Below are 19,755 nucleotides of genomic sequence, written 5' to 3'. Positions count from 1 at the left end.
GAGGAACGATGGCACGACCGAGCAACACGACCGAGAACGAGACCCTCGAGCACCACGACCGCACCGCGGGGCCGATCGGACGGCGGGGTTTCCTGGCGCGGGCTGCGGTCGGGACGGCCGTCGCCGCGGCCGCCGCCGTGCCGGCCTTGGCGGGCGGCTCGGCCGCCCAGGCAGCGCCGGGCGTGCCGGTCGCCCCCGGCAAGAAGCCCAAGGCCCTCGCCATCTTCGACGCCGGGAGTTACGGGGCCGTCGGTGACGGTGTGCACGACGACACCTCGGCACTGCAGGATGCGATCGACGCAGCCCAGGCAGCGGGCGGCGGCACGGTGCTCATCAGCGCGGGCACCTACAAGACCACCTCGACCCTCCAGGTCACCGGCGCGAACATCACGGTGCGGGGCGAAGGGGCGTCGACCATCATCGCCTGCTCCTTCGCGGCCGGTGACATCATCCGCGTCGCCCGGGCCACCGGCGTCACCGCGCTGGTGAGCAACGGGCTCTACTGCGACTTCGCCATCATGTCCACGGTGCAGAAGACGAGCGGGGCCGCGCTCGCCATGGACGGCGTGCAGGACATGCGCATCGAGAACGTGCACGCCGTCTCGCGCGTGTACTCGAACCCCAACAACCTCTGGGACTCCTTCACCTTCCACGACTTCACGATCGTGGTGATGGAGAGCTGCAAGATCCAGGCGCAGAACAAGGGCATCACGTGCTGGGGCAACGAGGTCGGCGCCGACATCTGGATCACCGGCGGCACCCTGTGCTCGTTCACCCCGATCGGCGCGCACATCGGCGGCGGGGTCGGCGGGGTCTACTTCGACGAGTTCCTCTGCTACCTCAACGGCTCGAACGTGCTGCTCGACGACACGCTCGGCGGGTCGCCGAACCGCGAGATCATCTTCAACGAGGCCGTGCTCGACGGCTCGTACCGGCACAACGTCGAGATCATGCCGAACGCCGTGTACGTGCTCACCTTCCAGAACACCTGGTTCAGCAACTCCGGGTTCGACGGCCAGACCGGACACCCCGACGGGTGTCTGCTACGCGTGCATCCTGGTGCCATCCTGCATCCGTCGAGCGTCACGATGTCGGGCTGCAAGATGTTCAACGGCTACGGCTCGGGCGTGTTCGCGGAGTCGGGGTCGTGGACGATCACCGGGTGCGACATCAGCCTGAACGGGCAGGGTGCGGCCGGCGGGTACGGCGTGGTGCTGGCCGACGAGGCGACGCAGAGCGTCATCAGCGGCAACTCCATCCGGCAGAACGGCGCGTACCCGAGTGCGAAGCCCGTGGGGGTCGGCGTGCTGATCGACACGGGGGTGGACGACTACATCATCACGAGCAACATGCTCACCGGCAACGGCACCGCCGGTCTCGTCGACAACGGCGGCACGTCGAAGGTCGTCGACCTCAACCTCGGCGCCTGACCGGTGCTCCGACTCGCGCCTGCCCCAGCGAACCGCGGGCAGTTGGGCTCTCTCGGCGGGGCAGGCGCGACCATCGATGCGTCGTCGACGTGCGCAGGGTCACCCTTCAGTGCAGCAGCGCCATCGCGTTGAAGGTGATGTGGGTGACGATGCCCGGCCCGAGGCGCCCGGTGCGGTAGGCGAAGATGCCGTTCACGATGCCGAGCGGCAGCGTGGCCGCCGCGAGCAGCAGCAGGTCGGCGGCGTTGTTCGCCTCGAGCATGTGGAACATCGTGAACACGATCGAGGTGATCGCCACCGACACCACCGCTGCGGCGACCCGGCGACCGCGGGACGCCTCCTGCAGCGACGCATCCCAGTCGCGGGCGCGCAGCCGGTGCCGGCCGCCGCGTACGAGGTTGCCGATCGCGCGCAGCAGCAGTCCGCGGAAGAACAGCTCCTCCACGAACGGCGCCACGATGGCCGCACCCAGGATGCCGTTCACGACGAACCACGCGGTCGGCTCGCTCGAGCTGGGGAGATTGGAGAATCCCGCACCACCCACCAGGGTGATGATGAGTCGCTCGAGCTGACCCGCGATCACCGTGAGCACGAGGCCCGCCACGATCCCGATCAAGAGGTCCCACCAGCGGAAGCGCAGCCCGAAGTCGGCGACGACGCTCCGTCGCCCGCCGTGCAGCGTCGCGAACGCGATCGCCCCGAGGAACGCCGCCCAGACGAGCACGAGCCCGAGCAGTTCGGCTGCCTCCGGCAGGTCTTTCAGCGCGCCCCCGATGAAGACGGAGACGACCTCCGACACCACGAACAGCCCGACCCCGAGGAAGAACGCCCCCAGACCCCAGCGCGGGTACGGCGCGGGCCCGCCGGCCCCGGCGGCGGCCGGCGCCGAGACGCGGGGGTCGAGGCCCTCGACGGCGCCGCTCACGGCGCGGTCGCGACGGCCGGGGCGCCGGCGGCCGAACGGCGCCGGAACCACGGGTTCGACGCCGGCACGAACATGAGCACGACGGCCAGTACGGCGATGACGTTCGCCACCCACACCAGCCAGCCCGATGCGCCGCCCTGCAGGATCGTTGCGACGATGCTGAGCACCGCCAGCACGGTGAGCACGATGCGCGCCCAGTTGTGGCCGCGCCGCATCGCGAACGCGATGAGTCCCCGCGCCACCGCGAAGACGACGAAGACCACACCGACGCCCACCAGCACGGCCGCCGCGCGGTCCCGGTCCTCGCCGGAGAGCGACGTGACGGCCGGGGTGTTGGCCGCGACGGTCACCACGATCAGGCCGAACACGATGCTGATCACCGCCTCCACGATCCACAGCCAGAAGGCGGCGGTGACGGTGGCCGGACGGGCCGACGACAGGGTCGACGAAGACGGCGAAGCAGATGACACGAATTCCCCCAACGATCACAAACGAGACGCACCGATGCGTCCACCCATGCTAGTGATCCGCTACCGATCCGCCCCGGCCCCCGTTCGAGGGCTTGACCCCGCCGCGGCGCTCCGCACTTCCGCCGCCAGCAGCTCGAGCACGTGCTGGTACTCCGCTCCCGTCGCCCGGGTCATGCCGAGCTCGCAGGTGCGGTTGCAGCTGGCGTGGGCGGCGGCGCCGGATGCCCGAACCTCCGCCGCCTGGCCCCGCGTCGCCGAGGCGGTGAGCTCGGGGTGCAGCATGCCGCGGTCGCCGGCGAACGCGCAGCAGTCCCAGTCGTCGGGCACGATCACCGTCTCGGCGACCGCCTCGGCCACCGCCGTGAGCTGCGGGTTGATGCCGAGCCGCGTCGACGAGCAGGTGGGGTGCAACGCCAGCGACTCGATCCGCGCATGATCCGGCAGGGCGGGCAGGATGCGCGACGCGACGAAGTCGACCACGTCGACCACGCGCATCCGCTTCGCCCCCGCGGCGACCGCCGGATCGGCCTCGATCGTGTGCAGGAGCCCTTCGGTGCAGGAGGAGGCGTCGCAGACGATCGGCAGCTCGCCGTCGCGCGTCGCCGCGCGCAGCGACGCCAGCACCCTTTGCCGCATGATCGACGCGCCGTCGGGCAGCCCCTTCGACGACCACGGGGTGCCGCAGCAGAGCGAGTCGATGTCGGCCGGGATCAGAACGTGCACCCCCGCCAGCTCGCACAGCTCCTCGAAGCTCCGCTGCACCCCCGGCCCGGTCGCCCCCGAGGGGTCGGACGCCGGGCCGAACATCGCGTTCACACAGGCCGGCACGTACACCGCCTCGGCCGCTGCCGCTGCGGCGGGCGGCAACGCCGGGCGGGATCGCGGCGCCCCGCCGGCGGGGAGCTCGCCCGACCAGAGCGGCAGCACGTCGTCGCCCACGACCGCCCGGCCCAGCCGGTTCGGCACGGTGACGACCGGGTCGGGCACCTTCTCCGCGATGGTGAGCGCCGTGCTCGCGATGCGGGTGGTGCTGCCCCAGTGCTGGGCGGCCGTCTTCCACACCTTCTTCTCGACCGCGGTGTGCTCGGTCTTGCGCAACCGTCGCACGAGGTCACCGGTGTTGATGAGCACCGGGCAGGCGGTCTGGCACATGCCGTCGACCGCGCAGGTCTGCACGCCCTGGTAGTCGTAGTCGCGCTCGAGCGACGCCGCAAGTGCGTCGTCACCCGCCTCGACGGCGGAGGCGATGGCGCGCTTCACCACGATCCGCTGCCGCGGGGTGAGGGTGAGGTCGCGGCTCGGGCAGACCGGCTCGCAGTAGCCGCACTCGACGCACCGGTCGGCCTCGACCTCGATGGTGGGGGTGCGCTTGATGTCCTTCAGGTGCACGGCCGGGTCGTCGGTGATGATGACGCCGGGGTTGAGCATCCCGCTCGGGTCGACCAGCCCCTTCAGCTCGCGCATCACCGCATACAGCTCGTCGCCGTACTGCCGGCGCACGTACGGCGCCATCACGCGGCCCGTGCCGTGCTCGGCCTTCAGCGAGCCGCCCTCGCCGAGCACGAGGTCGACCATGTCCTCGGTGAACGCGGCGTAGCGGTCGAGACCCGCGCCCTCGAACAGGTCGGTGAGCATGAAGTGGATGTTGCCGTCCTTCGCGTGCCCGAAGATCACCGAGTCGGCGTACTCGTAGCGGGCGAACAGCGTGATCAGCTGCTCGCAGGTGCGCGCCAGCGACTCCACCGGCACCACGACGTCCTCGAGCAACGCCGTCGTTCCCGACGGGCGAGCGCCCGCCACCGTCGCGTACAGACCCTTGCGCAGGTGCCAGAGCGACGCACGGGTGGCGGCGTCGCTCGAGAGCACGGCCGGGGCGGTCAGCCGCAAGCCGTCGAGCGTGCGCCGGCCGAGCGCCTCGGCGTCGGCGAGCTCGGCGGCGGAGGCCGCCTGGTACTCCACGAGCAGCGCGGCCTGCGCCTCGACGACGAGGTCGCGGATGAGCGGATGCGCGTCGGCCTCGGCCTTGCCGACCCGCAGCGACTGGGCATCCATCAGCTCCACGGCGGAGGCGCCGGTCGCGACGATGCCCGGCAGTGCCTCGTTGGCGGCCAGCAGGTCGTCGAAGATGAGCAGCCCGGTCGCCGCCTGCGACAGCAACGGCAGGGTGCCGAACACGGCCTCGGCCACGAAGCCGAGCGTTCCCTCGGAGCCGATCACGAGGTGCGCGAGCAGCTCAGCGGGGGTGTCGTGGTCGAGGAACGCGTTGAGGCCGTAGCCCATCGTGTTCTTCATCGAGAACTGGTGCTCCAGGATGCGCACCGACTCCGCATTGCCCCGAACCCGGTCGCGCAGCCGCAGCAGACCCACGACCAGGGCGGGCTCGTCGTGCGCGAGCCGGGCATCCGCATCCGGGGCTCCGGTGTCGACCACGGTGCCGCTCGGCAGCACGACGGTCATCGACTCGAGCGTGCGGTAGGTGTTGCCGGTGATGCCGCAGGCCATACCGCTGGAGTTGTTCGCCACCACCCCGCCGATGGTGCAGGCCGACTCGCTCGCCGGGTCGGGGCCGAGCTTGCGGCCGTGCCGCGCGAGCCGAGCGTTCACCTGGCGCACGGTGGCGCCGGGCTGCACCCGCACCCGCAAGCCGTCGTCGAGCACCTCGATGCGGCGGAAGTTGCGGCGCACGTCGACCAGCACGCCGTCGGTGACGCCCTGTCCGCTCAGGCTCGTCCCACCGGAGCGGAGGGTGATCGGGGTGCCCGTGCGCGAGGCCGCGCCGAGCAGTCGGCCGACCTCGCCGGCATCCTTCGCGATCACGAACGCCTCCGGGATGAGCAGGAAGTGCGAGGCGTCGTGCGCGTTGGCGTGGAGGTCGATGGCTCGGGTGGATACCTGAGCCGGGTCGGCGACCTCGGGGTGGAATCGAGCGGCGATGCTGGCTGCGGCCATGACGGTCCTTCCGTTTCCCCCATCATATTGTTCGACAAGTCGACAATGCGATGGCGGATAACAATCCGCACATTCCTGGTGTCAACGGGGTTGCCTCACTGTCATCTAGGCGTACGGTCGACTTCGAAGACGTGAGGTGGAGACCAGATGCCATTCGTTGTGCTGATCGACGGGCACTCGATGGTCGTCGCCGACGATCAGATCGAGCGGATTCGTGCGGCCGCCGAGGAGGCGGTGCGATCGGTGGCGGCGTTCGTCGACATCCGTGCGGTCACCGGGCGCGTGGTGAGCGTCTTGGTCACCGCGGCCACCTCGATGCGCATCGAGGAACTCCCGCTCGCCGAGGAGCGTGAGGGCGGCGAGGTCGTCGACGACCTCAACGTCGACCTGCGTTTCACCGATTTCGACTTCTGACCCCGCGCGACATCGCGCGGGTGAGGGCGGTGGCGCTACGTGGCAGGAATGTTGTCAGGCTCGATGGTCGCCTCGTTGATGACGAGACCGATGCTGGTGTTCGCGGCGAGCGCGAGTTTCTCGGCCCACTCCCGGTTGATCTGGGCCGGCCGGCTGCCGCTGTACTTGAAGCGGATCGGCACGCCGTTGTCGATCCAGATCGATTCGCGCCCGCCGCCGGCAGCCGCATCGATGCTCCAGCTCAAGAAGAAGTTCTCACTCCGCCGGAGCTTCATCGTCACGATCATCTGAACATGCGCCATCAACCGGTCATCCATCGGGAAGCCCTCGTTGTCGTAATACAGCACGCCCACCGCCGTGTCCTCCTCATCATCGGGCGGTACGACTCCTGTACCGGACCCATAATCATGATGCCCTGAAAAGGCCGGAGTGAGAACTCACTCGTCGGAGGTGTCCACCTCCATCAGCGCGATGTCGACGCCCGGCGTGATCAGGAGCTTCGTCTCCTGTGCCTTGCCCTCGCCGTAGTTCACGGTGAGCCAGCAGCGGCCGTCGCCGTCGAGGCCGGACGCGATCTCGGCCTGAACGTCGGCCATCGAGCGATGACCGATGGAATACGGTCGACCGCCGTACAGGATGTCCACCCGGATCATTCGGCCACCTCGTGCGCCCGCTCCGCGCTCTCCTCGGGCTCGGGGACCATCTGAAGCCCCTGCGGCGAGTTCGCCGTGAGCATCAGCTGGTCGACCCAGGCGCGGTTGATGGCCGGCTGCCGGCCGCCGTAGAACTTGAACGAGATCGGGATCTCAGGATGGATCCAGATCGTCGTGCGCCCGTCGCCGCTGGCCGGGTCGTCCTTCCAACCGAAGAAGAACGCCTCTCCCCGGCGGAGCTTCGCGCCGATGACGAGTTGCAGGTGCGCGAGAGTGCGGTCGTCGAAATCGACCGTGAGCGTGGAGTCGTACGTCAGCTTTCCCACGACGTCCTCTTTTCGTTGTAGGCCCACTGTCCTGCTTCCGGGCGGCTGAAGCAAGCGGTTCTCATAGATCGTCGAGGAGGTCTTCGTCGCCGTTCGACCGCTCCTCGGCGACCGGGTGCGCCGGCTGCAGCCGGCGTACCTCACCGCTCAGCTGCTCGATCAGCTCGGGATCGGTCAGTTCCGGGAACCCGGAGTCCTCCGCTTCGGAGACCAGCTGGCTGGCCGGGCCGACCAGGAAGTTGGCGCGGCCGACCGACCCGTCCGGCAGCAGCACCGGTATGTCGACCGTGGCGGACAGCTGGTGTCTCGCGAGGGCGTTCGCATACTCGAGGAGTGCCCGGGCGATGGCTGTGCCGGTGAGCACCGAATCACCGGCGTAGTGAATCCGTTCCATGATTCCATTCACCCTCGATCGGGCCCATTCGGCAATCTCCGGCAGCGTGCGGGATCTCGGTCAGGGGGCGTAGGTTCGAGGGCACCGGAAACAGCGATCGATGTGGCGGTGACGTGTGCGGGTGTGGGTGGTGCTGGATCAGACCGAGTGGGCGCGTGATGTCGTGGGCGTGTTCGCGAGCCGCGAAGCCGCCATCCAGGCCATCGACCGGGCGACCTCCTGGGAGTTCACGATCGAGCCCTGGGAAGTGGAGGGGGAGCCCCCGGCTACCACCGACCCTGGGTCGGATCGTCGGGCGTCCGGCCCTCGGGGGGCTCGCTCGTCAGCATGAGGTCGCCGTTGTTGGCGGAGTTGATCATGTCGCGCACCCAGTGCCGGTTGAGTGCGGGCCGGTCGCTGCTCTCGAACTCGAAGTGGATCATCGACGAGGGGCTGACCCAGACCGAGTGCCGTCCGCCGCTCTCGGACTCGGTGCGCCAGGAGAACGAGAAGGACTCGTTGCGCCGGAGCTTCGTGAACATCGCGATCTTCACGTGGGCCAGCACGCGGTCGTCGAGTTCGAGTTCGTACCCGTTCACGCCATAGATGAACTTGCCCATGCTCGACAATCTACCGTGCGCAGGGTGCACCACCCTGCGCGACGGTCACGGCGTGGCCGCTGACGACCCGCTCGAGGCGGGGGCGATGCCGGGGTCGACGTCGTTGAGGTAGGCCTTCACGATCTGCTCCCAGTCGGTGCCCTCGACATTCCCCTCTTCCCCGTCGGGCGTGCGGATGGTGTACACCGGCTCGCCTTCCTCGCCGGCGGGGGATTTGATCACGAGGTGGCCGAAGAGCGTGTCGTCGCGGGTGATCGCCCACGCGGGTGCGCTGCCGGACAGCTGGTAGCTGAAGTCACGGTGCGAGAGGGTCGTGGTGTCGGCTTCGAGTGCCATGGTGTGCTCCTTGTCGTCCGTCAGGGCTTCAGGACGACCTTGATGCAGCCGTCCTCCTTCTTCTTGAACACGTCGTACATGCGCGGTGCATCCTCGAGCGGCACGTGGTGCGTCACGAGGTCGTCGACGCCGAGCGGATCGGCGGGGTCTTCGACCAGCGGCAGGAGCGTGTCGATCCACCGTTGCACGTTGCACTGGCCCATCCGGAGCGTGATGCCCTTGTCGAACATGCTCATGAAGGGCACGGGGTCGGCCGCTCCCGCATAGACCCCGCTGAGCGACACCGTGCCGCCGCGGCGCACGAGTTCGAGCGAGAGGTGCAGGGCGGCGAGGCGGTCGACGCCGACGGTGGTCATGGCCTTCTTCGCCAGCGGTTCGGGAAGCTTGCCCACGGCGTACTGTGCGAACTCGACGCCCGGGTTGCCGTGCGCCTCCATCCCGACCGCGTCGATCACCGAATCGGGTCCGCGCCCGTCGGTGGCGTCGCGCAGCACCTGAAGCACGTCGTCGGTGAGGTCGAACACCTCGATCCCGTGCCGCGCGGCCATCGCCCGGCGCTCCGGCACCGGATCGACGGCGAGCACGCGGTAGCCGAGGTGCCGCCCGATGCGGGAGGCGAATTGCCCTACCGGGCCCAGGCCGATCACGCCGAGCGTGCCACCCTCCGGCACCTCGGCGTACTGCACGCCCTGCCAGGCGGTGGGCAGGATGTCGCTGAGGAAGAGGTAGCGGTCGTCGGGCAGCTCGGTGCCCACCTTGATCGCGTTGAAGTCGGCGAACGGAACCCGCAGCTTCTCGGCCTGGCCGCCCGGCACCGAACCGTAGAGCTCGGTGTAGCCGTAGAGCGAGGCGCCGGTGTCGGTGGCCCGGTTCTGCGTGGTCTCGCACTGGGTGGTCAACCCCTGCCTGCACATGAAGCAGTGGCCGCAGGCGATCACGAACGGGATGACCACGCGGTCGCCCACCGCGAGCCCGGTCACCTCCGCGCCCACCTGCTCGACGATGCCCATCGGCTCGTGCCCCAGGATGTCGCCCTTGTCCAGGAACGGCCCGAGCACGTCGTAGAGGTGGAGGTCGGAGCCGCAGATCGCGGTCGAGGTGACGCGGATGACCGCATCGGTCGGGTCGACGATCACCGGATCGGCGACCTCGTCGACGCGCACGTTCATGGTTCCCTGCCAGGTGAGAGCTCTCATGCGTCCCTGCCTACGCCCGCCGCGCATCCGTCGCCGGGGGTTGACAGGGTATTCGGATGCCCGCACTACCCGTCCCCGCCCGATCTGTCCAGCCCGGCGCGATCGGCGGCAGGAGGGGCTGGATGGAGGGATGGACACTCTCACCAATCGTCAGCCGGCCCGCCGCATCCTCGCCCTCGTCGGCGGAGTGCTGCTCGCGGGCTCCCTCGCCACCGGTCTCGCCGCGTGCAACGGGGGCGCGCAGAACGGGCCGTACCAGACCAGCCCCACGCCCTCACCCTCGGTGTCGGACACTCCGACACCGAGCCCGGTGCCGACCACGGTCGACGAATCGGGCACGCTCGGGGGCTGACCCCGGCCATCCGCCGCTCCCGCCACGATCGCAGGCGACGTGGCTGCGCATCCGGCTCAGGCCGCGGTGGGCGGGGGCGGGTCGTCGGTGCGGAAGCCGGTCGCGCGGTGCGTGCCGTCGCAGAAGGGCTTGCGTTGCGACAGGCCGCAACGGCAGAGGGCGACGGTGCGGCGACCGCGGTCGACACTCGGTCCGGTGGCCCCGACGATGGTGAAGCTCCCGCGCACCAGGATGGGCCCGTCGGGGCAGGGCACGATCTCGGTCTCCCCGACGCCGACGAGCTCGCCCGGCCAGCCGGCGGCCTCGTCAGCCATAGAAGTTCCCCGGCACGCGCGTTCTGACCGCCTCGCCGGCACCCGCCTCGCGCTCCTCGCGCAGCGACGACTCGCCGCGCGACCAGGCACCGAGCAGGTGGTCGGCGACGAGATCGTCGAGGTAGAGACAGGATGCCGCGCCGAAGAGGATGTCACCCAGCAACTCGGGCGACGCCTCGGCGAGGGCGCCGCACAGGTCGCGTCCGGCGATCTGCTCGTGCACCGCATCCGCTTCGACGTGCTCGTCGAAGTACAGCGTGGTCTCGGCGTCGTGCCCGAGCCGCCGGAAGCCGTCGCCGTAGAGCCGGTTCGGGATGGACGACGTCATCTCGATGGCGGCGAGGTTGCCGACGATCGCCCCCCGCAGCCGCCGGTGCAGCCCGAACATCGACATCGTGTTGAGCCCGGCCAGCGTGACGGCCGGCAACCGGTCGACGTAGCACCCGTAGGAGTCGTCGAGGCCGAGGCCGCGCATGGTGCGCGCGAACAGGGCGCTGTGCATGAGCGCGGGGCGCCCGTTCCCGTACTCGTCGGCCTGCACCTCCACGAGCGCCGACTTGGGCACACCATGCAGCCGCGGGATCGCCCAGGTGTGCGGGTCGGCCTCTTTCAGCTGCATCAACGAGCGATGCATCAGCAACTCGGCGACTTGCTCGGCGGTGGCCTTCTTGGCGACGTAGCGCGACAGGCTCGGGCCGGCGCCCGGTGCCGTCATGCGGAACAGGGCGCCCGCGACACCGTCGACCGTGGGCAGCGGATGCTCGGTGACCGGCACGGCCGCGCGCAACTGCTCCTCGAGCCGCAGCTCGATCATCGCGCGCACCCGGAGCAGCTCCGGATGCCACTCGAGCGCGTCGTCGACGTCGTCGAAGCCGAGGTAGTGCAGCTCGTACAGGGTGAACAACGTGATCTGCACGTCGTCGTCGGTGAGGAGGTCGTCGATGAGGACGAGCTTGGCCTCGACCAGATCGCGCAGCGCGCCGAAGCGCTCGGCCGGCTCGTCGCCGTGCTGGAGGATGTCGATGAGGGCGGTGCTGACTGCGCCGCGGGGTGTGGGGAGATGCATGAGGCCGCTTTCGTGTGCGGAACGCCGGCGTTCCGGTGCCGTCGACGCTACGCTCGGCACGGATTTCGGCCAGAGACTGGTCAGCGGCGTCACGATCTGCTAGGGCGAGCGAGGGGGTGGCGCGCCCGCCCGATCGTCATACGGTGAGCAGATGGGAGCCACTGAGATCTGGTTGGTGCGGCACGGCGAGAGCGTCGCGAACGTGATCGCGACCGCCGCGCAGCAGTCCGGCGCCCTCACCATCGACGTGGACCACCGGGACGCCGATGTACCGCTCTCCCCGGTCGGCGAGCAGCAGGCCACCGCGCTCGGCCGGTGGATCGACGAGCACTCGCACTACGGGGTGCCCGCCGCCGTCTGGAGCTCGTCGTACCTGCGCGCCCGCCAGACCATCGCCATCGCGCTCGCCGAAGCCGGCCTCGACATGCCGACGCGCGTCGACGAACGCCTGCGTGACCGCGAGCTCGGCGTGCTCGACCTGCTCACCGCCGCCGGGGTCGAGGACCGCTTCCCCGGCGAAGCGGCGCGCCGCCGCTGGCTCGGCAAGTTCTACTACCGGCCCCCGGGCGGTGAGTCGTGGGCGGATGTCGCGCTGCGCATCCGCTCGTTCCTGCAGGACGTCGATGCCGACGACGACAACGGGACCGTGCTCGTGGTGGCGCACGACGCGGTGGTGCTGCTCTTCCTCTACATCTGCAACGAGCTGAGCGAGGAGGAGTTGCTCGACTTCACGCACACCCACACCGTCACCAACGCCTCGGTGACCCGCTTGGTGCGGCCGAGCGGGGTGGGGCGCTGGCAACGCGTGGCGTTCGCCGAGCACGAGCACCTCGACCGGCTCGGGGCTCCGCCCACCGAGCACTCCGGCGACACCGCCGAGCACCCCGGCGGCACGCCACCGCGCCATCATGACGGCGATCTTCCGGGAGGAACCGATGACCGAATCCACTGACCAGGCCGTGCCCGCCGACGCCGGCGAAGCCGTGACCATCACCCCGGCGCTGCTGCGCGAGTGGCCCCTGCCGGAGCCGGGCGCCTCGAAGTACGACCGGGGGCAGGTGGTCGTGGTGGGCGGCGATCGCCGCTCGCCCGGTGCTGCGTTGCTTGCCGCGGAGGCGGCGTTGCGCGTGGGGGCCGGACGGCTCACGGTCGCCCTGGCCGAAGGCGTCGCCATCGCGGCCGCGGTCGCGTTGCCCGAGAGCGGAGTGGTGCCGCTGCGTGAGACCGACGAGCAGCAGATCGACGGTGCCGCGATCGAGGCGGCGGCCGACGACCTCGGTGCTGCCGACGCGGTGCTGGCGGGCCCCGGACTCGATGACGGCGACCAGGCGCTGCGCCTCGTCGACCGGCTCCCGTCGCTGGTCGGCGACGACACCGTGGTGGTGCTCGACGCCTACGCCCTGGGTGTGCTGCCGCGGTCGGCGGCCCGTGACGCGCTGGCGGGGCGCCTCGTGCTCACCCCGAACATCGGCGAGGCGGACCGGCTTCTCGCCGCCCTCGACGGTGACGGCGACAGCGGCGCCGGCGACGACGACGGCACCGACCCCGATGACGACGCGGCACTCGACGAGGCGGCACGCCGGCTGGCGAGCGCCTACGGTGCCGTCGTCTCGTGCCAGGGCCGGGTGGCGCATCCGGACGGCCGGCTCTGGCTGCTCGGCACCGGCCATGGCGGCCTCGGCACCTCGGGCTCCGGCGACGTGCTCGCAGGAGCCATAGCGGGGCTGTGCGCCCGCGGAACCAGCCCCGAGCAGGCCGCCGTCTGGGCGACCCACGCCCACGCGGCGGCGGGGGATCGGCTCGCCGTCTCCGTCGGTCCGCTCGGGTTCCTCGCCCGGGAGCTCCTCGCCGAGTTGCCGCGGGTGCTCGTCGAGATCGGCTGACCCGGCACTCCCCAACCACGCGCATCCGCCACGATCGGAGTTCACCTGTCCACCAACATCCGCCGCTTCCACTGCTCGCCCGATGCGGTCTTCGCCGTGCTCGCCGACGGCTGGGTGTTCCCGACCTGGGTGGTCGGCGCCTCGCGCATGCGGGCCGTCGACGCATCCTGGCCCGCCGAGGGCAGCAAGCTGCACCACTCCTTCGGCGTGTGGCCCGCGCTCATCGACGACACCACCACGGTGCTCGAGTGGGACCCGCCGCGCCGCATGGTGATCAAACCCGCGGGCTGGCCGATCGGCGAGGCGAAGGTGACGCTGCAGGTCAAGCCGCGCGGCGACGGATGCGTCGTGCGCATCGACGAGGAGGCTGTCGCCGGCCCCGGCGCGCTCGTGCCGAAGCCGCTGCTCGACGTGCCCCTGCACATCCGCAACGTCGAGACGCTGCGCCGCTTGGCGTACATCGCCGAGGGGCGTGGCGCGTAACTACGCAAATGAAGAGGACCGACCCCATATACGGCGTCGGTCTTCTTCATTTGCGTAGTTACGCGTCAGAGCTCGACCTTCGCGCTCTTCCCGTCGTACGGCTCGCCCGTGATCTTCGCCTTCACGACGCTCACCGCGGAGGCGACGATGCCACCCGGGCTGTCCCAGTACTCGGCCGATTCGGGCGTGAACTTCAGCACACCCACCCCGGGGTCGTCGGGCCCGTTCGTGAACCAGGCCTCCACCATCGGGTTCCAGAGCTCGTGCACCTTGGCGCGGTCGTCGACGAGGCCGGCCGTCCCGGCGAGCGAGACCCACGAGTCGTTCGAGCTGAGCGACACGCCTGCCACGTCGCTGCGCTCGAGGTGCTCGACGAACGAGGCGCTCTTCGAGACGAGGAACCAGAGATCGCCGTCGAACTCCGTCTCCTGAATGGTGAGCGGATGCGCGACGAGTTTTCCGTCGTCGCCGACGGTGGTGAGCATCGCGAACCGGAAGTCCTTGATGAGCTTGGCGAGAGTGCTGATGGGGTCGTTGTCCTCGGTCATGCGACCGACCGTACTGCGACCGGGCGACTTCGGCACGGGGTTGCCGGCGCGAGAACGCGCGGGTCAGGGCGTGGCCTCGTGGTGGCGGCGCCCGTGGCTGCGCCGCTCCTCTTTCAGTTCGGCTTCGAAGAGATGCCGCCGCCCCTCCGCCAGCTCCTCGCGGGCCTGTCGCTCGGTCTCGCGGAACTCGCGGTAGTAGCCGTCGTCGTACTCCTCGACGAGCTGGAAGGTCCACCGGCCCTCGAGCACGTTGCGGCCAACCAGATCGCGCTCGATGCGGTCGGCGAGCGGGGCGTGCCCGGCATCGCGCAGCGCCTCGACGGCCTCCCCGAGCGCCAGGTCGGCCTTTCCCGTCAAGCGGTGGAAGCCGTAGAGCATGCCGCGCGCCTGCTCCACCACCTCGAGGGCTTCGGAGAGCTTGCCCAGCGCGGCGACCGTCTCGTCGGAGACGCCCGCCGGGCGGCGGTGCGCCGGCGCGGGCCTCTCGCGGTCGCCGCCGTCGGTGCGGGTGCCGTCGCCGGTGCGGGTGTTGTCGCTGGTGCGGGTCGTGGCGCTGGTGCTGCTGCGGTCGCTCGAGTCGCTCATGCTTCGAGCATGCCCCCCGGGAGCGCGCGCCGCCTCAGCTCACCGGGAACGCGATCCGCGTCAACTCCTCCGAGACCTCCCAGACCCGCCGCCCCTCCGTCTCGTTCCGAAGCCGCGAGTACAGCTTCTGCTCCGCCGGGCCGCCGCCGAGGTGGCCGGGCCCGCTCGGCCCGTAGAAGCGCCCCGACTGCGCCTCCGGTGAGGCCGCCGCGTACAGCGCGGGCAGCGCGGCCGTCTCCGGCGTGCCGAGCAGGATTCCCCGCGCCGACAACCACCGGATCATCCGCACCGCCCGAGTGTCCGTCGCCCGCCCGAGCTCCGGCCGCGCGGCGAGCAGGCTCGTCGGCGCGACCCCCGGGTGCGAGACGTTGCTCTCGACACCCCAGCCGAGCGCGCGACTGCGCCGGTCGAGCTCGAGGGCGAACAGCCCGAACGCGATCTTCGACTGGCTGTAGGCGCGCCCGCCGTTGTACGAGCGCTCCCAGTTGAGGTCGTCCCAGTTGATCGCGCCCTGGTTCGCGGCCACGCTCAGCTGCGAGGTCACCCGCCCGCCGCCGGCACGCAGCAGCGGAAGCAGCGCCGACACGAGCGCGACGTGACCGAGGTGGTTGACCCCGAACTGCGCCTCGAACCCGTCGACGGTGGTCTGCCGCTCGGGCGGTGTCATCATGCCGGCGTTGTTCACGAGCAGGTGGATGGGGTCGCCCTCCGCCTGCAGCACCTCACCGAGTCGTGCCACCGATTCGAGCGACGCGAGATCGAGCTCGCGCACCGACACCGAGGCCGAGGGAGCCGCGCGGCGGATGCTCGCCAGCGCATCCGCCCCCTTCCGCGGGTTGCGCACCGGCAGCACGACCTCCGCGCCCGCCGCCGCGAGCCGCGTGGCGATCTGCAGGCCGATGCCGTCGCTGCCGCCGGTGACGACGGCGCGCCGGCCGCTCAGGTCGGGAAGGGTGATGTCGGTGTGTGCCACGATGACTCCTCTGCTGGGCGCCCGCCGCGGTGGGTGGCGCCCTACGACTCTCGCCGGGTCGCCCCCCGCGAACCAGGACTCGTCAGGTCACTGTTCCGCTGCCCCTGGGTGACGATAGGAAAGAGGCGGGAAGGATGCGCATGGAGATCGACCGAACGGGGCTCGGGGAGTTCCTGCTGCGCCGCCGCGAGTCGTTGCAGCCCGAAGACGTGGGGCTCGCTCGCGGCCAGCGCCGCCGCACCAGCGGATTGCGGCGCGAGGAGGTGGCCGTGCTCAGCCACATGTCGCCCGACTACTACGCGCGACTCGAGCGCGGAACCGGGCCGCAGCCCTCCGAACAGATGCTCGCGTCGATCGCTCAGGGGCTGCACCTGTCGGTCGACGAGCGCGACCACCTGTTCCGCCTCGCCGGGCATCAGCCGCCCCTACGCGGGGCGTCGAGCGACCACATTTCGCCCGGCATGCTGCGCATCCTCGACCGGTTGCAGGACACACCCGCCGAGGTCGTCACCGAACTCGGGGAGACGCTGCGGCAGACCCCACTGGGAGTCGCGCTGACGGGTGAGACCACAGCGTTCACGGGGCCGTGGCGCAGCCTCGGCTACCGCTGGTTCGCCGATCCGGCGAGCCGCGCGATCTATGCCGCCGACGACCACGACTACCTCTCCCGGTTGTGGGCGAGCGGGCTGCGCGAGGTCGTGGCCCGCCGGGGTCCCGAGTCGCGGGCGGCGCGGCTGCGGGATGAGCTGCTCGAGCTCAGCGCGGAGTTCGCGATGCTCTGGGAGCGGCACGAGGTCGGGCTGCGACCGCGGGAGGCGAAGCACTACGTGCATCCGGAACTCGGCGAGCTCGAGCTCGCGTGCCAGACCCTCGTCGATCCGGTGCAGTCGCACGCCCTGCTGGTCTACACCGCGCTGCCCGGTTCGCCCTCGTACGAGAAGCTGCAGCTGCTCGCGGTGCTGGCGCCCCGCGGCTGACGGGCGCGGCCGGCTTGCCGCCGGCATCGCCGGGTTGCAGACTGACCGGATGGTGGATGCGCGCGAAACAGACACTCACGGCTCCACCGTCGACGCGTGGACGCGGGCGCTCGCCGAGGCCACGGGCTCGCCCGGCGGCGGTGCCGGCGCGGGGGTGATGCTCGCCATCGCGGCGTCGCTCATGTCGATGGTGGCCGGCTACACCGATGCGACGGATGCGCGGGGCCCGACCCTCGAGTCCCTCGCCGCCCGTGCGCAGGCGCTCCGGGAGGACGCGCTCGCCCTCGCCGACGCCGACTCGACGGCGTCGGCGGCCTTCGGGGCGGCGTTCCGGCTGGAGCGCGGGCCGCGACGCGACGAGGCGATCCGCGCGGCGTCGGTGCAGGCGGCGTCGACGTCGGCCGAGGTGGGAGACCGTGCGGTGGCTGCCGTCGCCGACCTCGAGTGGCTGGCGCGGCACGGCAACCGCGCGCTCATCGCCGACGTCGTGGTGGCGGGCGGGGCGTTGCGCGCGGCGCTCACGGGGGCGCGCACGAACGTGAGCTTCGATCTCGGTTCGCTCACCGCATCCGGTCTGTCGCTGCCGGAGGTGCACCGGCAGAACCCCGCCCTCTGGGCGGATGTGCAGCGCTTCGACGCGGCCCTCGCCCGCCTCGACCTCGTGCTCGCCGCCGTCGACGACCGAGCCGCCCCCACCGACACCCCGTCGGCGTCGGCCGACTGACTCAGAGGCGGCCGAGGGCGGCGAGGAAGCGCTTCGTGTACGCCAGGGCCGGCGTGCTGGGGGCGGAGTTGCAGATGTCGGAGAGGGCGGTCGAGCCGCATGGCACGTCGCGGTCGAGCGACCAGAAGTGGAGGCCCGCGAGCTTGTTCTGCACGGCGTAGGCCGTCATCTCGTCGACGTCCTGCAGCGTGAACACCTCGTCGCGGATGTCGTTCACCGAGATCATCGGGGTCAGCTCGATGCGCTCGAGCGGCACGGCCGGGTAGCTGTGGCGCAGGTTCTTCACCGCCTGCACGGCGGACTTGCCCATGTCGCAGGTGGAGCCGGAGAGCACGCACACCGACGCGGAGGCGGGGCCGTAGTCCATCACCATCAGGTTGATCGTGTAGTTGCGGAGGCCCGATGCGAGCACTGCGTCGATCACGGTGTCGCCGGTCGCGTTCACGCCGCCCCAGCTGCCGTCCGAAGCTCCGAGCGTCGCGATCGTGAACGAGAAGCGCAGGTTCGGGTAGCTGTCCTGCACCGCCGCCGCGGATCCGACGAGGGCGCGGATGTCGGCGCCCGACTGCCCGCGCTCGATGTCGAAGTCGACCCCGATGAGGTTGTCGCTCGCGTACCGGTCGATGAAGGTGCGCAGTCCGGCGCCCGACGAGCAGCTGAAGCTGCCCGCCGCGCCACCGGTGCCGAGGATGTAGTCGAACCCGGCCGCATCCAGCGCGGCGATGTTGTCGGCGGCGAACGCGGCTCCGGGCACGCCGGCCCAGTTCTCGGTGCCGCAGGTGCCGGTCGCGAAGGCGAGGGTGATCGCGTTCAGCTGCGGCAGCGTGGACTTCAGAGTGGTACCCGATCCCACCAACGGTACGGGGGAGCCGTTGACGGCGGTGGTGCCCATGCGGTAGCCGGTGCTCCAGAACATGGCCTGCGCGATGTCTTTATAGGGGGTGAACACGAGGCCGCTGGGCGTGCCGGTGGTGGGCGGTGTCGTGCTCGGCGGCGCGGTCGTGGCGGGTGGCGTGGTGGCGGGTGGCGTGGTCGCGGGTGGTGAGGTCGGCGGGGTGGTGGAGTCGGTGCCGCAGCTGGTCTCCTTCCAGTACTGCGGCGCCGCGGCGGGCGACCACCAGTTGGGCGCGAAGGTGGATTCGTAGGCCTTGCCGTTGAAGGTGACCTTGTCGCCCTTCGCGTAGGCGGGGTCGCCGGAGTAGGGCTGCGCGAACGGTCGGCAGGTGGTGGGCGGTGCCGTCGTGGCCGGCGGCGTGGTGGCGGGGGCCGTCGAGGCCGGCGCCGTCGTCGCGGGCGCCGACGTGGCCGGTGCCGTGGTGCACGTCGTCTCTTTCCAGTACTGGGGCGCCGCGGTGGGCGACCACCAGTTCGGCGCGAAGGTCGACTCGTAGGCCTTGCCGTTGAAGGTGACCTTGTCGCCCTTGGCGTAGGCGGGGTCGCCCGAGTACGGCTGCTTGAAGGCGGCGCAGCCGGTGGTCTCGGCCGCCGCGGCCGGCCCGCCCGTCGACGCTCCGGCCACCGCCGCCACCGCGACGACGCCGAGAACGGCGAGGGTCGCGAGTGCGGTGCGCACCCAATAGCGCTTCGTGCCGACACCGGTGCCTGACATCGGCTCCACCGTCCCCTCGGTCCGTCACCGCCCCCTGCGGTGTCCACAGCATAGTGCGATCGGTCGACCCCTTGGATCCCGCCGGGTGAACAGATCGGTGATGACCGGGTTGCGACAATCGGAGCAAACTCCCGGCTGACCGGCGTAGCCTCGATGCACATCATCAGCCAGCCCGGAAGAAGTTGATCAGCATGGCCCGTACGTGGCAGCGCTGGGTTCCCGCGATCGCGGCCCCCGCGGTGGTCGCCGTCGTCGTGGCGGGTGGCGCGTTCGCCGCCGGCGCCTCGGCCGATCTCCCCGAGAAGTCACCGCACGACGTGCTCGAGCTCGCCGCTCAGGCCGATGTGCAGTCCTTCTCCGGCACCGTCGAGCAGAAGAGCGACCTGGGCCTGCCCGACCTGTCGAGCGTTCCGGGCGGCTCGTCGCTCGGCAGCGGCAGCAGCACCGGCGGGGCGACCGGTGGAACGGATGCGTCGACCTCGGCAGCCGAGAACGACGCGTCCCTGAGTTCCGCCCTCGAACTGCTCACCACCGACCACTCGGCCCGCG

General features: G+C 70.7%; 24 protein-coding genes and 1 pseudogene. 9 read left to right on the top strand and 16 right to left on the bottom strand.

Annotated elements, in window-relative coordinates:
* The first annotated feature begins 8 nt into the window (after window positions 1-8).
* On the top strand, window positions 9-1,430 hold the full coding sequence (locus AC3WLB_RS15165) for a glycosyl hydrolase family 28-related protein (RefSeq protein WP_492507333.1): 1,422 nt from the start codon (window positions 9-11) through the stop codon (window positions 1,428-1,430).
* Window positions 1,431-1,536: 106 nt separating this feature from the next.
* Here AC3WLB_RS15165 and AC3WLB_RS15160 read toward each other — a convergent pair whose 3' ends face one another.
* The 3 genes from AC3WLB_RS15160 to AC3WLB_RS15150 are packed head-to-tail and all read right to left on the bottom strand — an operon-like array spanning window position 1,537 to window position 5,774.
* On the bottom strand, window positions 1,537-2,355 hold the full coding sequence (locus tag AC3WLB_RS15160; protein ID WP_492507331.1) for a CPBP family intramembrane glutamic endopeptidase: 819 nt from the start codon (window positions 2,353-2,355) through the stop codon (window positions 1,537-1,539).
* Window positions 2,352-2,825 (bottom strand): hypothetical protein, encoded by a 474-nt coding sequence (locus tag AC3WLB_RS15155; protein ID WP_148287561.1) that lies wholly within the window; start codon window positions 2,823-2,825, stop codon window positions 2,352-2,354. Before AC3WLB_RS15155 ends, AC3WLB_RS15160 begins: the two co-directional genes overlap by 4 nt.
* A 60-nt stretch (window positions 2,826-2,885) precedes the next feature.
* Window positions 2,886-5,774 carry an FAD-binding and (Fe-S)-binding domain-containing protein gene (locus AC3WLB_RS15150; protein ID WP_492507329.1) on the bottom strand — a complete coding sequence of 963 codons (2,889 nt, stop codon included), beginning with the start codon at window positions 5,772-5,774 and terminating at the stop codon, window positions 2,886-2,888.
* Window positions 5,775-5,921: 147 nt separating this feature from the next.
* On the opposite strand from AC3WLB_RS15150, the gene AC3WLB_RS15145 reads away from it, so the two are divergent.
* On the top strand, window positions 5,922-6,188 hold the full coding sequence (locus tag AC3WLB_RS15145) for a hypothetical protein (protein WP_492507327.1): 267 nt from the start codon (window positions 5,922-5,924) through the stop codon (window positions 6,186-6,188).
* A gap of 35 nt (window positions 6,189-6,223) precedes the next feature.
* Here the strand turns inward: AC3WLB_RS15145 and AC3WLB_RS15140 are convergent, their stop codons facing one another.
* From AC3WLB_RS15140 to AC3WLB_RS15110, 7 genes are all read right to left on the bottom strand, one after another.
* On the bottom strand, window positions 6,224-6,541 hold the full coding sequence (locus AC3WLB_RS15140) for a DUF7882 family protein (RefSeq protein ID WP_492507325.1): 318 nt from the start codon (window positions 6,539-6,541) through the stop codon (window positions 6,224-6,226).
* Between the two features lie 84 nt (window positions 6,542-6,625).
* Window positions 6,626-6,841, bottom strand: coding sequence for a hypothetical protein (locus AC3WLB_RS15135; protein WP_492507323.1), 216 nt, complete (start codon window positions 6,839-6,841; stop codon window positions 6,626-6,628).
* Window positions 6,838-7,167: a DUF7882 family protein gene (locus AC3WLB_RS15130; protein ID WP_022896373.1), complete on the bottom strand. Its 330-nt coding sequence runs from the start codon at window positions 7,165-7,167 to the stop codon at window positions 6,838-6,840. Before AC3WLB_RS15130 ends, AC3WLB_RS15135 begins: the two co-directional genes overlap by 4 nt.
* 61 nt (window positions 7,168-7,228) lie before the next feature.
* Window positions 7,229-7,561: a hypothetical protein gene (locus AC3WLB_RS15125; RefSeq protein ID WP_492507320.1), complete on the bottom strand. Its 333-nt coding sequence runs from the start codon at window positions 7,559-7,561 to the stop codon at window positions 7,229-7,231.
* 266 nt (window positions 7,562-7,827) lie between these two features.
* Entirely contained in the window at window positions 7,828-8,160 is a 333-nt protein-coding gene (locus tag AC3WLB_RS15120; RefSeq protein ID WP_022896371.1) for a DUF7882 family protein, read from the bottom strand.
* A 45-nt stretch (window positions 8,161-8,205) separates the two neighbouring features.
* Complete coding sequence (locus AC3WLB_RS15115; RefSeq protein ID WP_492507318.1) at window positions 8,206-8,496, bottom strand: hypothetical protein; 291 nt, start codon at window positions 8,494-8,496, stop codon at window positions 8,206-8,208.
* Window positions 8,497-8,516: 20 nt separating this feature from the next.
* Window positions 8,517-9,692: a zinc-dependent alcohol dehydrogenase gene (locus AC3WLB_RS15110; RefSeq protein ID WP_022896369.1), complete on the bottom strand. Its 1,176-nt coding sequence runs from the start codon at window positions 9,690-9,692 to the stop codon at window positions 8,517-8,519.
* Window positions 9,693-9,822: 130 nt separating this feature from the next.
* Here AC3WLB_RS15110 and AC3WLB_RS15105 point away from each other — a divergent pair, with 130 nt between their 5' ends.
* The gene (locus AC3WLB_RS15105; RefSeq protein WP_492507316.1) at window positions 9,823-10,044 is read left to right on the top strand and encodes a hypothetical protein; all 222 of its coding nucleotides are present in this window, start codon (window positions 9,823-9,825) and stop codon (window positions 10,042-10,044) included.
* A gap of 56 nt (window positions 10,045-10,100) precedes the next feature.
* Here the strand turns inward: AC3WLB_RS15105 and AC3WLB_RS15100 are convergent, their stop codons facing one another.
* Together AC3WLB_RS15100 and AC3WLB_RS15095 are read right to left on the bottom strand one after the other, a co-directional pair.
* Window positions 10,101-10,358 carry a CDGSH iron-sulfur domain-containing protein gene (locus AC3WLB_RS15100; protein ID WP_492507314.1) on the bottom strand — a complete coding sequence of 86 codons (258 nt, stop codon included), beginning with the start codon at window positions 10,356-10,358 and terminating at the stop codon, window positions 10,101-10,103.
* Window positions 10,351-11,424 (bottom strand): iron-containing redox enzyme family protein, encoded by a 1,074-nt coding sequence (locus AC3WLB_RS15095; RefSeq protein ID WP_022896366.1) that lies wholly within the window; start codon window positions 11,422-11,424, stop codon window positions 10,351-10,353. The genes AC3WLB_RS15100 and AC3WLB_RS15095 overlap by 8 nt, the downstream gene beginning before the upstream one ends.
* Window positions 11,425-11,575: 151 nt before the next feature.
* On the opposite strand from AC3WLB_RS15095, the gene AC3WLB_RS15090 reads away from it, so the two are divergent.
* From AC3WLB_RS15090 to AC3WLB_RS15080, 3 genes are read left to right on the top strand one after another with little or no spacing between them, the layout of a single operon-like run.
* Window positions 11,576-12,376: a histidine phosphatase family protein gene (locus AC3WLB_RS15090; protein WP_492507311.1), complete on the top strand. Its 801-nt coding sequence runs from the start codon at window positions 11,576-11,578 to the stop codon at window positions 12,374-12,376.
* Window positions 12,360-13,307 (top strand): NAD(P)H-hydrate dehydratase, encoded by a 948-nt coding sequence (locus AC3WLB_RS15085; RefSeq protein ID WP_492507309.1) that lies wholly within the window; start codon window positions 12,360-12,362, stop codon window positions 13,305-13,307. Before AC3WLB_RS15090 ends, AC3WLB_RS15085 begins: the two co-directional genes overlap by 17 nt.
* A gap of 45 nt (window positions 13,308-13,352) precedes the next feature.
* Complete coding sequence (locus AC3WLB_RS15080) at window positions 13,353-13,790, top strand: SRPBCC family protein (protein WP_022896363.1); 438 nt, start codon at window positions 13,353-13,355, stop codon at window positions 13,788-13,790.
* Window positions 13,791-13,855: 65 nt separating this feature from the next.
* Here AC3WLB_RS15080 and AC3WLB_RS15075 read toward each other — a convergent pair whose 3' ends face one another.
* The 3 genes from AC3WLB_RS15075 to AC3WLB_RS15065 form a co-directional block, all read right to left on the bottom strand.
* Complete coding sequence (locus tag AC3WLB_RS15075) at window positions 13,856-14,338, bottom strand: pyridoxamine 5'-phosphate oxidase family protein (protein ID WP_492507307.1); 483 nt, start codon at window positions 14,336-14,338, stop codon at window positions 13,856-13,858.
* A gap of 63 nt (window positions 14,339-14,401) precedes the next feature.
* Window positions 14,402-14,923: a hypothetical protein gene (locus AC3WLB_RS15070; protein ID WP_492507305.1), complete on the bottom strand. Its 522-nt coding sequence runs from the start codon at window positions 14,921-14,923 to the stop codon at window positions 14,402-14,404.
* Between the two features lie 34 nt (window positions 14,924-14,957).
* Window positions 14,958-15,896: an SDR family oxidoreductase gene (locus AC3WLB_RS15065; protein ID WP_492507303.1), complete on the bottom strand. Its 939-nt coding sequence runs from the start codon at window positions 15,894-15,896 to the stop codon at window positions 14,958-14,960.
* 140 nt (window positions 15,897-16,036) lie between these two features.
* Between AC3WLB_RS15065 and AC3WLB_RS15060 the strand changes: the two genes are divergently transcribed.
* Together AC3WLB_RS15060 and AC3WLB_RS15055 are read left to right on the top strand one after the other, a co-directional pair.
* Window positions 16,037-16,873, top strand: a complete 837-nt coding sequence (locus AC3WLB_RS15060) for a helix-turn-helix transcriptional regulator (protein ID WP_492507301.1) — start codon at window positions 16,037-16,039, stop codon at window positions 16,871-16,873.
* Window positions 16,874-16,922: 49 nt separating this feature from the next.
* Window positions 16,923-17,597, top strand: coding sequence for a cyclodeaminase/cyclohydrolase family protein (locus AC3WLB_RS15055; RefSeq protein WP_492507299.1), 675 nt, complete (start codon window positions 16,923-16,925; stop codon window positions 17,595-17,597).
* Window position 17,598: 1 nt separating this feature from the next.
* On the opposite strand, the gene AC3WLB_RS15050 is transcribed toward AC3WLB_RS15055, so the two are convergent.
* Complete coding sequence (locus AC3WLB_RS15050; protein ID WP_492507297.1) at window positions 17,599-19,206, bottom strand: carbohydrate-binding protein; 1,608 nt, start codon at window positions 19,204-19,206, stop codon at window positions 17,599-17,601.
* A 191-nt stretch (window positions 19,207-19,397) separates the two neighbouring features.
* Here AC3WLB_RS15050 and AC3WLB_RS15045 point away from each other — a divergent pair.
* Window positions 19,398-19,755, top strand: a pseudogene (locus AC3WLB_RS15045) (hypothetical protein); the annotation flags it as partial.

The sequence above is a fragment of the Herbiconiux sp. FW305-C-125 genome (assembly GCF_058783455.1).
This window is presented reverse-complemented; position numbering and strand designations above follow the sequence as displayed.